Consider the following 12,898-nt stretch of genomic DNA (forward strand, 5'->3'; position numbering starts at 1 on the left):
CTCGCGTCGTGCGGTTCGAGCGTCAGTCTAGGTCGGGCGCTCCGCGAGCGGCAGGGCGTCGGCGCGACGTTTGAGGCCGGCGAGCTGGCGCGAGAGCAGCAGGGCGTGCATGCCCGTGCCGATGACCAGCGCGCGGTAGACCCGGCCCGCGCGCCCCGGGAACTCGGCGAAGGATCGCGCGGCGAGGGTGCAGCCGTCGCCGTGCGGCTCGATGACGTACTCCAGCGCGTAGGTCGAGAAGCGGTGGCGGCCGGCGAACCGCACGCGCCGTGCGTCCTGCGCATCGACGACCCTGAACCCAGCCATGGTCGATCCCTCGGCCAGCGCGCGTCCCGCGCGCCGGTTCGGCTCGGCGCCGACGAGCCGCGCGTACGCCTCGGCGACCACGCGCGGGCCGCCGTCCTGCACCCGGGCCAGCACGCGCCACACCGCCTCGGGCGGTGCATCGACGGGCACCCGGTGCTCGTCGATGAACGGCGGCTCGACCGTGTCGGGGCTCAGCCGACGGCGGACCCGCGTCACCCCCGCGTCGAGCCCCGGCAGCGCGGCCACCGGCGCGAGGGCATCGGCGAGCGCGTCGGATGCGGGCATCGAGATGGAGGCATCCGCGAACGCGAGCCGGGCGAACGCCGCCCGTTCGGCGGCATCCCGGTCGGCCAGGCCGAGCGGATAGGCCTCGTCGCGCAACTCGCGCACGGCGAGGCGCACCGCCCGCGGCGAACCGACGAGCCGAGCGGATGCCTCGGCCTCGAGGAACCGCCCCTGCCGTTCGTGCACGTCGGCGAAGCGGGTGAACAACGCCTCGGTATCCGGCGTCGCGGCCCGCCCCGCGAGCACTCGGAACGCGGCCATGAGCACCGCCGAATCGACGGCGAGCGACGCGAGGTGCGCCGCGACGAGCGCGGGTCCGGCGAAGAATGCGCCGAGAGCGCGCGACCGGGCCGCGCCGGGCGCGAGCGTATCGGGCGGCCCGCACCGATCGACTCGGCGGCGACGATGCGGGCCCGTCGGGCTGACGCACTTCGGGTACCGACGGGCCGACCTGCCCGTCTGCCCGCCCGTTCGCCTCGAGCACCGCCCCGAGCGCGTCGGAGATCCAGAACCGCTCGTACGACCAGGTCACGAGGAACGCGGTGACCCGCGCATCCTTGTGCGTCGGCGTCACGAGCACCCGGCGCAGGTATGCCATGGTGCCGCCCTCGAGGTCGCGCAGGATCGCGATCAGGTCGAGGTCGTCGGCGCCGATCCCGCCCACCTCGCCGATCGCCTCGCGGTGGCTGCCGTGCGCGGTCCGGGTGTACTCGCCGAGATCGAACGCGCGCCTGGTCGACATGTCGCGGAGTCTAGCGCCGCGCTGCGGTGCGCCTCCCGGTCGGCCCCGCGGCGACGCAGGACACTGCAGAGGTGGAGACGAGCACCCCCGGAACCGCCCCTGCACCTGGGCGCCGCGCGTCGCGGGTCGCGTTCGATACGGCGGATGTCGCCGGCACCGCGGTGTTCGCGGTCGGCGGGGCCGGCATCGGCATGGCGGCGGGCCTCGACCTGCTCGGCATCGTCGTCGTCGGGTTCTGCACGGCGCTCGTCGGCGGGGTGCTGCGCGACCTGCTGCTCGGCGACGCGCCGCCCGCGGCGTTCCGGTCGCCGCTGCGGCTCGCGGTCGCGACCGCCGGAGCGCTCCTCGCGATCCCGCTGCGGCCGGTGCTCGACGCGGAGGCATCCGTCATCGTGGTGCTCGATGCGATCGCCCTCGCGCTGTTCGCCGTCGCGGGCACCGAGAAGGCGCTCGCCTTCCGGATGAACGCGTTCGTCGCGATCGCGCTGGGCACCATCACCGCGGTCGGCGGGGGCGTGGTGCGCGACGTGCTCGTCGGCCGACCGCCCGTGGTGCTCACCGAGGGGTTCTACGCCAGCGCGGCGCTGCTCGGGAGCGCCGCGGTCGTGCTGGCCATCCGAGTGCGGCTCGACGTGCGCTGGGCGATGGCGATCGGCTTCGCCGTATGCCTCGCCGCCCGGCTGGCGGCGATCGCATTCGGATGGAGCCTGCCGACCTTCGGGTGAACCGGCACCGGCTTCGCCTCAACTCGGCGCGTGGAACCGCTGCTGCGCGGCCACGAGGCCGCCGTCGACGACGGCCTCGACCGCGTCCGCGGCATCCGCGAGCAGGTTCGGCAGGTTCTGCCGCTCGGCGCCGGCGAAGTCCTTCAGCACGAAGTCGGCCGCGTCCTGCCGGCCGGCCGGCCGGCCGATGCCGACGCGCACGCGCGTGAACTCGGGCGAGCCGACCGCCTTCTGGATGTCGCGCAGGCCGTTGTGTCCGCCGTGGCCGCCGCCCGCCTTCAGCTTGATCGTGTCGAAGGGGATGTCGAGCTCGTCGTGCACGACGATGAGCCGGTCGACGCCGAGCCCGTAGAACTTGAGCAGCGCCGAGACCGGGCCGCCCGACGTGTTCATGTAGCTATTCGGCTTCGCCAGCACGAGCTTCGGGCCGCCGGGGCGCAGGAACCCCTCGGCGACGCGCGACGGCGTCTTGTGGCTCTTGAACGTCGCGCCGACGCGCGACGCGAGCTCGTCGAGGGCCATCTGCCCCACGTTGTGCCGGTTGCCGGCGTACTGCGCGCCGGGGTTGCCCAGGCCGACCACCAGCCAGGTGTTCGCGGCCATGTCGGCGTCCTTCCGTGCGGCTCGTCTGAACCAAGCCATGCATGCTCCAAGGGGTTGCGGGCCGATCGACCCGCTTCGAGGGTACCGGCCGTGCGTGCCGGGACGAACGCGACGGGCCCGCCGCCGTCCGGGGACCGGACGGGCGACGGGCCCGCGAATGCTCGAACCGAGCGGCGCCGATTACTCGGCGGCTGCCTCCTCGGCGGCCTCGGCCGGGGCCTCGGCGGCCTCGGCCTCGGTCTCGGCGGCGGCCTCTTCGCCGAGGTCGACCTTCTGCGGCGTGTGGACGTTCACCACGAGCGCCTCGGGGTCGCCCACGAGGGTCGCACCCTTGGGCAGCTCGACCGCGCCGGCGTGGATCTGCGTGCCCTCCTCGAGGCCCTCGACCGACACCACGACGTTCTCGGGGATGTGGGTCGCCTCGACCTCGAGCGAGAGGGTGTGCGAGTCGAGGTCGGCGATGGTGCCGGCGACGGGCTCGCCCTCGAGGTGCACGGGCACCTCGACCTGGACCTTCTCGCCCTTCTTCACGACGATGAGGTCGAGGTGCTCGATGATCTGGTGCACCGGGTCCTTCTGCACGTCCTTGACGAGCGCGAGCTGGCCCTTGCCGGCGATCTGCAGGTCGAGCACGGCGTTCGCCTTGCGGATCAGCAGGCCGGTCTCGTGCGCGGGGAGCGTCACGTGCTTCGGCTCGGTGCCGTGGCCGTAGATGACCGCGGGGATCTTGCCGGCGGCGCGGAGCTTGCGCGCCGCACCCTTGCCGAACGATTCGCGGAGCTCGGCTTCGATCTTGTTGTCGTCGTCCATGATGGACCTCCTTCAGGGCTCACCGGCCCGGTTGCTGGGTTCTGTGCTTCAACTCGAACGCGCGGCTAGCGCTACGTGAGGAACAGCCGGGAGCCGTTCACCGCGTCGATCACGGATGCCTCGCCGCGGGCGGACCCACCGGCACGAGGCATCCCTCGCCGAAGTATTCGGGGATCAAGTGTACCCGATCGGGCGCCGCCGTCGACTCCGCGGCCCTGACCGCCGCCGACGGGCCCGTCGCTATCCTCGGAGGATGAGCTCGCGCCTGCACGACCTCGTCGTGGACACCCTCGGCGCACGCATCGTCGGCGGCGAGCTCGCGGCCGGCGACGTGATGATGGCGATCGACGTCGAATCCGAGCTCGGCGTCTCCCGGTCGGTGGTGCGCGAGGCCGTGCGCGTGCTGCAGTCGCTCGGGATGGTCGAGAGCGTTCGGCGCGTGGGCATCCGGGTGCTGCCCGAGCAGTCCTGGACGGTGTTCGACCCGGCGGTGATCCGCTGGCGGCTGGCGTCGGAGCGCCGCGGCGCGCAGCTGCGGTCGCTGACCGAACTGCGGATCGCGGTCGAGCCCGCGGCCGCCGACCTCGCGGCGGTGCACGCACCCGGGGCGCTCGCCGCCGAGATCGCCGCGACCGCGGAGCGGATGCGCGCGGCCGGGCGCACGGGCGACGGCGCGGCGTTCCTCGAGCTCGACATCCGGTTCCATGCGCTCGTGCTGGAGGCGTCCGGCAACGAGATGTTCGCGAGCCTCGCCGACGCGATCGGCGAGGTGCTGCGCGGTCGCACCGAGCACGGGCTCATGCCCGGGCGCCCGCACGAGGACTCGATGCAGCTGCACGTCGACGTGGCCGATGCGGTGCTCGCGCGCGACCAGGCGGCAGCGCGCGCGGCGATGGAGCGCATCATGCGGCGCACGGCGGGAGAGCTCGACGCGGCCTGGAGCGGGCAACCGCGGTCGGCGGCACCCTGACGTCGGCGCTCGCCGAACCGGCTCCGAGGTCGCGCGTTGCAGTCTCCCGCAATACGTATGATTTATTCGCGCTAGACTGAAGCCGATCCGGCCGTGGAGGTCGCGCGCGACGCGACCTACGCTGGGTCCCGAATCCACTCACCAGAACGCCGCCGGCGTGCGGCAAGGAGGAATGATGGCGGAAAGCCAGGCAAACATCGGCGTCGTCGGACTCGCCGTCATGGGCTCGAACCTCGCGCGCAACCTCGCGAGCCGCGAGGGCAACACCGTGGCCGTGTTCAACCGCTCCCCCGAGCGCACGCGGCTGCTCGTCGACGAGCACCCCGAGGCCGGCTTCATCGCCTCCGAGAGCTACGACGACTTCGTCGCCTCGCTCGCGAAGCCGCGCACCGCGATCATCATGGTGCAGGCCGGCAAGGGCACCGACGCCGTCATCGACGAACTCGTGCAGCGCTTCGAGCCGGGCGACATCATCGTCGACGGGGGCAACGCGCTGTTCACCGACACGATCCGTCGCGAGCAGGCCGTGCGCGAGACCGGCATCAACTTCGTCGGCGCCGGCATCTCCGGCGGCGAGGAGGGCGCGCTGCACGGCCCGTCGATCATGCCCGGCGGTTCCGACGAGTCGTGGGTCACGCTCGGCCCGATCCTGAAGTCCATCGCCGCGATCGCCGAGGGCGAGCCCTGCGTCACGCACATCGGCCACGACGGCGCCGGCCACTTCGTGAAGATGATCCACAACGGCATCGAGTACGCCGACATGCAGCTCATCGCCGAGGCGTACGACCTCATCCGCCGCGGCACCGGCAAGACCCCCGCCGAGATCGCCGCGGTCTTCGCCGAGTGGAACCGCGGCGAACTCGAGTCGTACCTCATCGAGATCACCGCCGAGGTGCTGAAGCAGGTCGACGCCGAGACCGGAAAGCCGCTCGTCGACGTCATCCTCGACGAGGCCGGCTCGAAGGGCACCGGCGTCTGGACCGTGCAGACCGCCCTCGCGCTCGGCACGCCCGTGTCGAACATCGCCGAGGCCGTGTTCGCGCGCGGACTCTCGTCGCACCCCGAGCAGCGCGCCGCCGCGAAGGGCCTCGCCGGCCCCGACGAGGCCGGGCTCATCGCGGCCGACCAGGTCGACGCGTTCATCGAGGACGTGCGCCTCGCGCTCTACGCGTCGAAGATCGTCGCCTACTCGCAGGGCTTCGACGCGATCCGCGCCGGCGCCAAGGAGTACGGCTGGAACATCGACCTCGGGGCCGTGTCGAAGATCTGGCGCGGCGGCTGCATCATCCGCGCGCAGTTCCTCAACCGCATCGCCGATGCGTACGACGAGACCGCCGACCTCGAGCTGCTGCTCGCCGCGCCGTACTTCGCCGAGGCCTTCACTCGCGCCGACGCCGCGTGGCGTCGCGTCGTGGTGCGGTCGGTGCAGACCGGCATCCCGGCACCGGCCTTCTCGTCGTCGCTCGCATACTACGACGGCCTCCGCGCCGACCGCCTGCCGGCCTCCGTCGTGCAGGGCCAGCGCGACTTCTTCGGCGCGCACACCTACAAGCGCGTCGACAAGCCGGGGGTGTTCCACACCCTCTGGTCGGGCGACCGCACCGAGATCGAGACCACGCCGTCGTCGCACTGACGACCGGGTCCCGGCACTGACCACCGCCGAGGGGCGGGTGGGCGCGCATCGCCCACCCGCCCCTCGCGGTTCCGGTGCGGCGGGGATGGCGGTCGGCGAGCGGATGCCCCGCCCTCGCCCCGCTCGCAGTCGCATGACCCTCGCGTAGGATGCCCGAGGAAGGGGGTGCACATGGCCGAGCCGAAGTGGCGGACCGAGGGCGAGGACCCCGATTACCGGTTCACGCTCGCGAACGAACGCACGTTCCTCGCCTGGATCCGCACCGCGCTCGCCCTCCTCGCGGGCGGAGTGCTGCTCCACCAGTTCGCACCCGACGTCGGCCCCCGCGTCGCCGTGACCGTGCTCGCCGTCGCACTGGCCGTGGTCTCCGCCGTGCTCGGCGTCGTCGCATACACGCGGTGGCGCGCGAACGAGATCGCGATGCGGCACAGCCGACCGCTGCCGTTCAGCTGGGTGCTGCCGGTCATCTCGGGCGTGTGCCTGCTGACCGCCGCCGTGCTCGCCGTCTTCCTCGTGCTGCCGTGATGAACGCCTACCGCATCCCGGCCGACGGAGACCCCGGGCTCCAGCCGCAGCGCACCGCGCTCTCGTGGACGCGGACCGCACTCGTCATCGCCGTCAACGCGCTACTCGCGTTCCGGTCGGGCCTCATCGACGGCGAGCCGTGGCTCCTCGTCGTGGGCATCGCGCTCTTCCTCGCCGGTGGAGCGGTCGTCGCGGTCGGCACCGTGCGCCGCCGGCAACTCTCCGGCGACACGCTGCACATCACACCGCCGCGCGGCGCCCTCGAGCTGGTCGCCGCCGCGACGGTGCTGGCCGCGCTGGCCGGCATCGGGTCGGTCACGATCGGAGCGGACGCGGGCGGAACCGATCTGCTCGGAGCGGCCATGTTCGGAGCGGGCCGATGAGCGCGCTGCCACCCGAACTCGCACCCGGCGACGACGACCTCGAGCCCGAATCGGGCCCGGTGTACGGCGAACGCCGGCGGCGCGCCATCCGCATCGTCGTCGTGATCGCGCTCGCCGCGATGGTGCTGCCGCTCGTGCTGTCGCTGTTCACCGTGGCCCGCAACGCCGCCGTGAACGCCTGCCGCGTCACGGTCGTGCGCTTCGACGACCACGCGACCGGTGCGCACGTCGAGTTCGAGCTCTTCGGCCCGGGCGGCGCCGGCTGGATGTGCTATGCCGAACGCGACGGCCACCAGGACCGGCTCATCGCGAACCTCGGCCTGATCCCGAGCGTGCCGCACGCGGTCGTCCCGGACGAGCGCGAGACCTGACGAGCGAACCGATGCCGCCCGACGCCGGGCGCCGCGCAGTCAGCGCTCGTCGGGGAACACCCGCTTGTACTTCCGCCCGTCGGGCAGTTCGACGGTCTCGGCTCGCAGCAGGCCGCGCGTGACCCGCTGGTAGATCGCCTGCGGCGTGACGCCCAGCCGAGCCGCAGCCTCCGCCACCGAGAGGCCCGGGAGGTCCTGCGGCCTGGTCGACGGACGCTCGCGCTTGCGCTGCCGGCTCTGCTCCTGCCGCTTCGCGATCTCGTCGTCGCCGCCGGACCAGCGGTACTTCGCCGCCGAGGCGCTCAGGCCCGCGGCATCCGCCACGTCGTCCCAACCGGCCCCGGCCGCGAGCGCGTCGCGCACCGCGTCGAGCGCCGCGGGATCGGCGTCGAGCGCCGTCGCGAGCGAGCGGATGCCCCGGAGCCGGTCGAGCGGCGAGGCATGGGTCGCCCGGTGCAGCGCGATCAGGCGCTCCAGCGCGGCCGAGGCCTCGTCGCCCAGGAACGGCACGGTCAGCCGTTCAGGAGGCCGTTGCGCACCTCGCGGCGCAGCACCTTGCCGATGAGCGACCGAGGCAGGTCGTCGACCTGCACGATGCGCTTGGGCACCTTGTACGCGGTGAGCTCGTCGCGCGCGAACGCGCGGATCGCCGCCTCGTCGAGGGTCGCACCCTCGCGCAGCACCACCGCGGCGACGACCTGCTCGCCCGAATGCTCGTCGGGCAGGCCCACGACCGCGACGTCCTCGATGTCGTCGTGGCGGCGCAGCGCCTCCTCGACCTCGCTCGGCGACACGTTGAAGCCGCCCGTGATGATGAGCTCCTTGATTCGGTCGACGATGCGCACGAAGCCCTCCGCGTCGATCGCGACGATGTCGCCCGTGCGGAACCATCGCTCACCGCCGTCGGGGTCGTTCACGAAGACCGCCTCGGTCTCCTCGGGCTTCTTCCAGTACCCCGAGAACACCTGCGGTCCGCGCACCACGAGTTCGCCCTCGGCACCCGGTTCGACGTCCGACATCGGGTCGTCGGGGTCGACGACGCGGCACTCGGTCGACGGCAGCGGCAGCCCGACGGTGCCCGCGCGCCGGTTCGGCGCCACCGGGTTCGCCATCAGCACCGGCGAGCACTCCGACAGCCCGTAGCCTTCGACGAGGTATCCGCCGCTCGCCTCCTCCCACGGTTCGACGACGTCGGCCGACAGCGGCATCGCACCCGAGATCGCGATCTCGATGCCGGCGAGCGAGACGCCGGCGTTCGCGGCCGACTTCGTCAGCCGGTCGTAGATCGGCGGCACCGCAGGCAGGAACGTCGCCGGATGCCGCTTCACGACCTTGAGCACCAGGTCGGGGTCGAACTTCGGGAACAGTACGAGCCGCGCGCCCATGCTCATGGCGAACGTCAGGCACAGCGTCAGCCCGTAGGCGTGGAACATCGGCAGCACCGCGTAGACCACGGCCGACCCGCGCGGCACCTGCGGCACCCACGCGCGCGCCTGGGCGGCGTTGACGAGCAGGTTCGCGTGCGTGAGCGTGGCCCCCTTCGGGCTCCCCGTCGTGCCGCTCGTGTACTGGATCAACGCGACGTCGGATGCCTCGGGCGCGATGATGTGCGCGTCGATCGGCGCCGACCCGGTGAGGGACTCCCACTTCGTCGCACCCCGCACGCTCGTCGTGAGCGCCGCACGCGACTCCCGCGCCTTCGCGATCGGCAACCGCAGGGCGAACCGCGTGCCGAACGGCATCGCGCGCGTGACGTCGACCGAGATGATCGTCGGCACCGCGACATCCGCCGGGAACGCCTGGATCGTCGCGACGACCTTGTCCCAGGCGATCACGACGCGGGCACCGTGATCCTCGAACTGGTGGCGCAGCTCTCGCGGCGTGTAGAGCGGATTGTGCTCGACGACGATGGCGCCGAGGCGCAGCACCGCGTAGAAGGCCGCGATGTGCTGCGGGCAGTTCGGCAGGACGATCGCGACCGGGTCGCCCTTCTGGACGCCCAGGAGCCGCAGCCCCTCGGCGACCCGGTCGATCTCGGCGATCAGGTCGGCGTAGGTCGTCGTGCGACCGAAGAACTCGAGCGCGACGTGGTCGGGGTAGTCGTCAGCGGACTCGCGGATCAGGTCGTACAGCGAACCCGTCGGCGCGTCGACGTCGTCGGGCACGCCGTCGGCGTAGCTCGCGAGCCAGGGACGGGGAGTGGTGATGGCCTCGCTCATGTCGGATCCGCGGCCTTACGCGGCCCCGTCGAACATGCTGGTGACCGAGCCGTCCTCGAAGACCTCGTGGATCGCCCGTGCCAGCAGCGGGGCGATCGGCAGGATCGTCAGGCGGTCCCAGCGCTTCTCCTCGGGGATCGGCAGCGTGTCGGTCACGACGACCTCGTCGATGAAGTCGGACTGGAGGATCTCGGTCGCCGGATTCGAGAACACGGCGTGCGTGGCCGCGACGACGACGCCGATCGCGCCGTTCGCCTTGAGCGCCTCGGCCGCCTTGACGATCGTGCGGCCCGTGTCGATCAGGTCGTCGACGAGCAGGCACACCCGTCCGTTCACCTCGCCGACGATCTCGTGGACGGAGACCTGGTTCGGCACCAGCGGGTCGCGACGCTTGTGGATGATGGCGAGCGGGGCGCCGAGCTTGTCGCTCCAGATGTCGGCGACGCGCACCCGGCCCATGTCGGGCGAGACGACCGTGAGGGTCTCGGGGTCGAGCTTGGACTTGAAGTGCTCGAGCAGCACCGGCATCGCGAACAGGTGGTCGACGGGGCCGTCGAAGAAGCCCTGGATCTGCGCCGCGTGCAGGTCGATCGACATGATCCGGTTCGCACCGGCGGCGTGGAAGAGGTCGGCGACCAGGCGCGCCGAGATCGGCTCGCGGCCGCGGCCCTTCTTGTCCTGGCGGGCGTAGGGGTAGAACGGGGCGACGACCGTGATGCGCTTGGCCGACGCCCGCTTGAGCGCGTCGATCATGATGAGCTGCTCCATGAGCCACTCGTTGATCGGCGCGGTGTGCGACTGGATCACGAAGGCGTCCGAGCCGCGGACCGACTCGTCGTACCTCGCGTAGATCTCGCCGTTCGCGAACGTGCGGGCGTCGGTCGGCACGAGCTCCGATCCCAGCTCCTCCGCGATGTGCTGCGCGAGCTCGGGGTGCGCGCGTCCCGACACGAGGACGAGCCTCTTGGATCCGGTGGTCTCGATTCCCGACATGTGCACTGTCCTTTTCCCACCGGCCCCGGTGTCAGTCGACGTCGGCGTCCTGCTGCTGTCCGGCCGCCTCCGCCGCTTCCGCGGCAGCGGTTCCCGGGCGGTGCTGCCCGACCCAACCCTCGATGTTGCGCTGCGGCGCGACGTTCATGCCGAGGGCCCCGGCCGGGACGTCCTTCCGGACGACCGTGCCCGCCCCCGTGTACGCGCCGTCTCCAATCGTAACGGGCGCGACGAACACGCCGTGCGATCCCGTCCGCACGTGGGAGCCGATCGTCGTGCGGTGCTTGTTCACGCCGTCGTAGTTCGCCGTGATCGAGCCCGCGCCGATGTTGGCGCCGACGCCGATCTCGGTGTCGCCGATGTAGGAGAGATGGGGCACCTTGCTGCCATCGCCGATGCGGGCGTTCTTCGTCTCGACGAACGTGCCGATCTTGCCGTCGGCACCCAGGTACGTGCCCGGGCGGAGATAGGCGAAGGGTCCGACCTCGGCGCCCTCGCCGATCACGGCCAGGGTGCCGTCGGTGCGCTTCACGACCGCGTTCGCCCCGATCTCGCAGTCGACGAGCGTCGTGTCGGGGCCGACGATCGCCCCCGTCGCGACCGTCGTCGCGCCCTTGAGCTGCGTGCCGGGGCGGATCGTGACATCCGGCTCGATGCGCACCGCGAGGTCGATCCACGTCGTCGCGGGGTCCTCGATCGTGACGCCGTTCAGCTGCCAGCCGCGGATGATGAGGGCGTTCAGGCGCGCCGCGGTCTCGGCGAGCTGGGCGCGGTCGTTGATTCCGGCGACGAGCCACGGCTCCGAGACCGGGAGCGCGGAGACCTCGGACCCGGCGGCCCGCAGCAGCCCGATCACGTCGGTCAGGTACTTCTCGCCCTGCGCGTTGTCGGTCGTGAGGTTCGCGAGCTGGTCGCGCAGCGCCGCCGCACCGAACGCGTAGATCCCGGCGTTGATCTCGTCGAGTGCGAGCTCGTCGTCGGAGGCGTCCTTCTGCTCGACGATGCGGTCGAACGCGCCGTCGCCGGCACGCACGATCCGGCCGTATCCGCTCGGGTCGGCGTAGTGCGCCGAGAGCACGGAGCCGGCGACGCCCGTTCCGCGGTGCTGGGCGAGGAAGTCGGCGAGGGTGTCGGCGTTCAGCAGGGGCACGTCGCCGTTCAGCACGAGCACGTCGCCGTCGAAGTCGTCGGGGAGTGCCGCGAGCGCGAGCTCGACCGCCCGGCCGGTGCCGGGCACGTCGTCCTGGTCGACGATGATCGCGCCGGGCAGCTCGGCCTCGACCGCCGCGGCCACGAGGTCGCGCTCGTGCCGCACGACCGCGACCACGCAGTCGGCGTCGAGTGCGCGGGCCGTCGCGAGCACGTGGGCCACGATCGGCGCACCCGCGAGCGGGTGCAGCAGCTTCGGGACGACGGACTTCATCCGGGTGCCCTGCCCTGCGGCGAGGACGACGATCGCGAGCTGTGCATCGGTCATGCTCCGCCACCAGGATTCGAACCTGGTCCTCACAGCTCCAAAGGCTGTCGTGCTGCCGTTACACCATGGCGGACCGCGCGTCGACGGGCCCGCCGCACACGCGCCCTCAAGTCTGCCAGACCCGGGCGGATGCCCCACTCCCCGCGCACCGGGCATCCGCCTGCGCTCGCACCGCAGCCGTGCCCTTCACCTGGGACGGTTCGTGACGCACCGGACGGCCGGACGCCCCCGTCCCGACGGACACGAACCGTCCCAGGAGCAACGGGCGCCCATAATGAACAGGTGGCCGAAGCTGACGAGGTGGACCGGATCGTCGAGGACTGGGAGCGCGAGCGCCCCGATCTCGACTTCTCGCCGCTGCAGGTGCTCTCGCGCGTCGGTCGGCTCGGCAAGCACCTGGACCGGGCGCGGAAGCAGGCGTTCGAGCGGTCGGAACTCGAGTCGTGGGAGTTCGACGTGCTCTCGGCGCTCCGCCGGGCCGGTTCCCCGTACCGGCTCTCGCCGAAGGCGCTGCTCCAGCAGACGCTCGTGTCGAGCGGCACCATGACGAATCGCATCGACCGGCTGGTCGCGCGCGGCCTCGTCTCACGTCTCACCGATCCGAAGGACGGCCGGGGCATCCTCGTCGAGATGAGCCGGCCCGGGCTCACGCGCGTCGACGCCGCGATCACCCGGCTCGTCGACGCCGAGGCCGAACTGCTGCGCACGCTGCCGCCCGTCGAGCAGCGCCGGTTGGCCGCGCTGCTGCGCAAGCTCAGCCTCGGGTTCGACTGAGCGCGCCCGCGCCCGCGCCCGCGCCCGCGCCCGCGCCGAAGCTCGGAGCATCGCGCGAACTCCGGAGGATTCCGCCCGAATG

14 protein-coding genes and 1 tRNA gene are annotated in these 12,898 nt (G+C 72.2%); 7 read left to right on the forward strand and 8 right to left on the reverse strand.

Annotated features, from left to right (window positions below):
- Positions 1 to 27: 27 nt before the first annotated feature.
- Positions 28 to 852: an SRPBCC family protein gene (locus ELQ40_RS12585; protein WP_205649337.1), complete on the reverse strand. Its 825-nt coding sequence runs from the start codon at positions 850 to 852 to the stop codon at positions 28 to 30.
- A 552-nt stretch (positions 853 to 1,404) separates the two neighbouring features.
- On the opposite strand from ELQ40_RS12585, the gene ELQ40_RS12590 reads away from it, so the two are divergent.
- Positions 1,405 to 2,058 carry a trimeric intracellular cation channel family protein gene (locus ELQ40_RS12590; protein WP_205649338.1) on the forward strand — a complete coding sequence of 218 codons (654 nt, stop codon included), beginning with the start codon at positions 1,405 to 1,407 and terminating at the stop codon, positions 2,056 to 2,058.
- An 18-nt stretch (positions 2,059 to 2,076) separates the two neighbouring features.
- Here ELQ40_RS12590 and pth read toward each other — a convergent pair whose 3' ends face one another.
- Complete coding sequence (pth, locus tag ELQ40_RS12595) at positions 2,077 to 2,661, reverse strand: aminoacyl-tRNA hydrolase (RefSeq protein WP_127793997.1); 585 nt, start codon at positions 2,659 to 2,661, stop codon at positions 2,077 to 2,079.
- Between the two features lie 180 nt (positions 2,662 to 2,841).
- Positions 2,842 to 3,471, reverse strand: coding sequence for a 50S ribosomal protein L25/general stress protein Ctc (locus ELQ40_RS12600; protein ID WP_127793998.1), 630 nt, complete (start codon positions 3,469 to 3,471; stop codon positions 2,842 to 2,844).
- Positions 3,472 to 3,724: 253 nt separating this feature from the next.
- Between ELQ40_RS12600 and ELQ40_RS12605 the strand changes: the two genes are divergently transcribed.
- The 5 genes from ELQ40_RS12605 to ELQ40_RS12625 all read left to right on the forward strand — a co-directional run bounded on the left by ELQ40_RS12605 (position 3,725) and on the right by ELQ40_RS12625 (position 7,353).
- Positions 3,725 to 4,441 carry a FadR/GntR family transcriptional regulator gene (locus tag ELQ40_RS12605; protein WP_127793999.1) on the forward strand — a complete coding sequence of 239 codons (717 nt, stop codon included), beginning with the start codon at positions 3,725 to 3,727 and terminating at the stop codon, positions 4,439 to 4,441.
- 175 nt (positions 4,442 to 4,616) lie between these two features.
- Positions 4,617 to 6,074: an NADP-dependent phosphogluconate dehydrogenase gene (gene gndA, locus ELQ40_RS12610; protein WP_205649339.1), complete on the forward strand. Its 1,458-nt coding sequence runs from the start codon at positions 4,617 to 4,619 to the stop codon at positions 6,072 to 6,074.
- Positions 6,075 to 6,245: 171 nt separating this feature from the next.
- A complete protein-coding gene (locus ELQ40_RS12615) occupies positions 6,246 to 6,599 on the forward strand; it encodes a YidH family protein (protein WP_127794001.1) in 354 nt (117 codons plus the stop codon).
- Positions 6,599 to 6,982: a DUF202 domain-containing protein gene (locus ELQ40_RS12620; RefSeq protein ID WP_127794002.1), complete on the forward strand. Its 384-nt coding sequence runs from the start codon at positions 6,599 to 6,601 to the stop codon at positions 6,980 to 6,982. Before ELQ40_RS12615 ends, ELQ40_RS12620 begins: the two co-directional genes overlap by 1 nt.
- Positions 6,979 to 7,353 (forward strand): hypothetical protein, encoded by a 375-nt coding sequence (locus ELQ40_RS12625; RefSeq protein ID WP_127794003.1) that lies wholly within the window; start codon positions 6,979 to 6,981, stop codon positions 7,351 to 7,353. Before ELQ40_RS12620 ends, ELQ40_RS12625 begins: the two co-directional genes overlap by 4 nt.
- Positions 7,354 to 7,392: 39 nt before the next feature.
- Here the strand turns inward: ELQ40_RS12625 and ELQ40_RS12630 are convergent, their stop codons facing one another.
- The 5 genes from ELQ40_RS12630 to ELQ40_RS12650 form a co-directional block, all read right to left on the reverse strand.
- Positions 7,393 to 7,863, reverse strand: a complete 471-nt coding sequence (locus ELQ40_RS12630) for a hypothetical protein (protein ID WP_127794004.1) — start codon at positions 7,861 to 7,863, stop codon at positions 7,393 to 7,395.
- 2 nt (positions 7,864 to 7,865) lie between these two features.
- Positions 7,866 to 9,572, reverse strand: a complete 1,707-nt coding sequence (locus tag ELQ40_RS12635) for a long-chain-fatty-acid--CoA ligase (RefSeq protein WP_127794005.1) — start codon at positions 9,570 to 9,572, stop codon at positions 7,866 to 7,868.
- A 15-nt stretch (positions 9,573 to 9,587) separates the two neighbouring features.
- Complete coding sequence (locus ELQ40_RS12640; RefSeq protein WP_127794006.1) at positions 9,588 to 10,565, reverse strand: ribose-phosphate diphosphokinase; 978 nt, start codon at positions 10,563 to 10,565, stop codon at positions 9,588 to 9,590.
- 31 nt (positions 10,566 to 10,596) lie between these two features.
- Positions 10,597 to 12,042, reverse strand: a complete 1,446-nt coding sequence (gene glmU / locus ELQ40_RS12645; protein ID WP_127794007.1) for a bifunctional UDP-N-acetylglucosamine diphosphorylase/glucosamine-1-phosphate N-acetyltransferase GlmU — start codon at positions 12,040 to 12,042, stop codon at positions 10,597 to 10,599.
- 1 nt (position 12,043) lies between these two features.
- Positions 12,044 to 12,115: transfer RNA gene (locus ELQ40_RS12650), tRNA-Gln, on the reverse strand.
- 209 nt (positions 12,116 to 12,324) lie between these two features.
- Here ELQ40_RS12650 and ELQ40_RS12655 point away from each other — a divergent pair.
- Complete coding sequence (locus tag ELQ40_RS12655) at positions 12,325 to 12,816, forward strand: MarR family winged helix-turn-helix transcriptional regulator (RefSeq protein ID WP_127794008.1); 492 nt, start codon at positions 12,325 to 12,327, stop codon at positions 12,814 to 12,816.
- The last annotated feature ends 82 nt before the right edge of the window (positions 12,817 to 12,898 follow it).

The sequence above is a fragment of the Agromyces sp. LHK192 genome (genome assembly GCF_004006235.1).
Lineage (GTDB): Bacteria > Actinomycetota > Actinomycetes > Actinomycetales > Microbacteriaceae > Agromyces.

What these genes read in the sequence shown, in the direction of transcription:
- ELQ40_RS12585 (WP_205649337.1), bottom strand. Translation starts at nt 852, where the DNA reads ATGGCCGCGTTCCGAGTGCTCGCGGGGCGGGCCGCGACGCCGGATACC.
- pth (WP_127793997.1), bottom strand. Translation starts at nt 2,661, where the DNA reads ATGGCCGCGAACACCTGGCTGGTGGTCGGCCTGGGCAACCCCGGCGCG.
- ELQ40_RS12600 (WP_127793998.1), bottom strand. Translation starts at nt 3,471, where the DNA reads ATGGACGACGACAACAAGATCGAAGCCGAGCTCCGCGAATCGTTCGGC.
- ELQ40_RS12605 (WP_127793999.1), top strand. Translation starts at nt 3,725, where the DNA reads ATGAGCTCGCGCCTGCACGACCTCGTCGTGGACACCCTCGGCGCACGC.
- gndA (WP_205649339.1), top strand. Translation starts at nt 4,617, where the DNA reads ATGGCGGAAAGCCAGGCAAACATCGGCGTCGTCGGACTCGCCGTCATG.
- ELQ40_RS12615 (WP_127794001.1), top strand. Translation starts at nt 6,246, where the DNA reads ATGGCCGAGCCGAAGTGGCGGACCGAGGGCGAGGACCCCGATTACCGG.
- ELQ40_RS12620 (WP_127794002.1), top strand. Translation starts at nt 6,599, where the DNA reads ATGAACGCCTACCGCATCCCGGCCGACGGAGACCCCGGGCTCCAGCCG.
- ELQ40_RS12625 (WP_127794003.1), top strand. Translation starts at nt 6,979, where the DNA reads ATGAGCGCGCTGCCACCCGAACTCGCACCCGGCGACGACGACCTCGAG.
- ELQ40_RS12635 (WP_127794005.1), bottom strand. Translation starts at nt 9,572, where the DNA reads ATGAGCGAGGCCATCACCACTCCCCGTCCCTGGCTCGCGAGCTACGCC.
- ELQ40_RS12640 (WP_127794006.1), bottom strand. Translation starts at nt 10,565, where the DNA reads ATGTCGGGAATCGAGACCACCGGATCCAAGAGGCTCGTCCTCGTGTCG.
- glmU (WP_127794007.1), bottom strand. Translation starts at nt 12,042, where the DNA reads ATGACCGATGCACAGCTCGCGATCGTCGTCCTCGCCGCAGGGCAGGGC.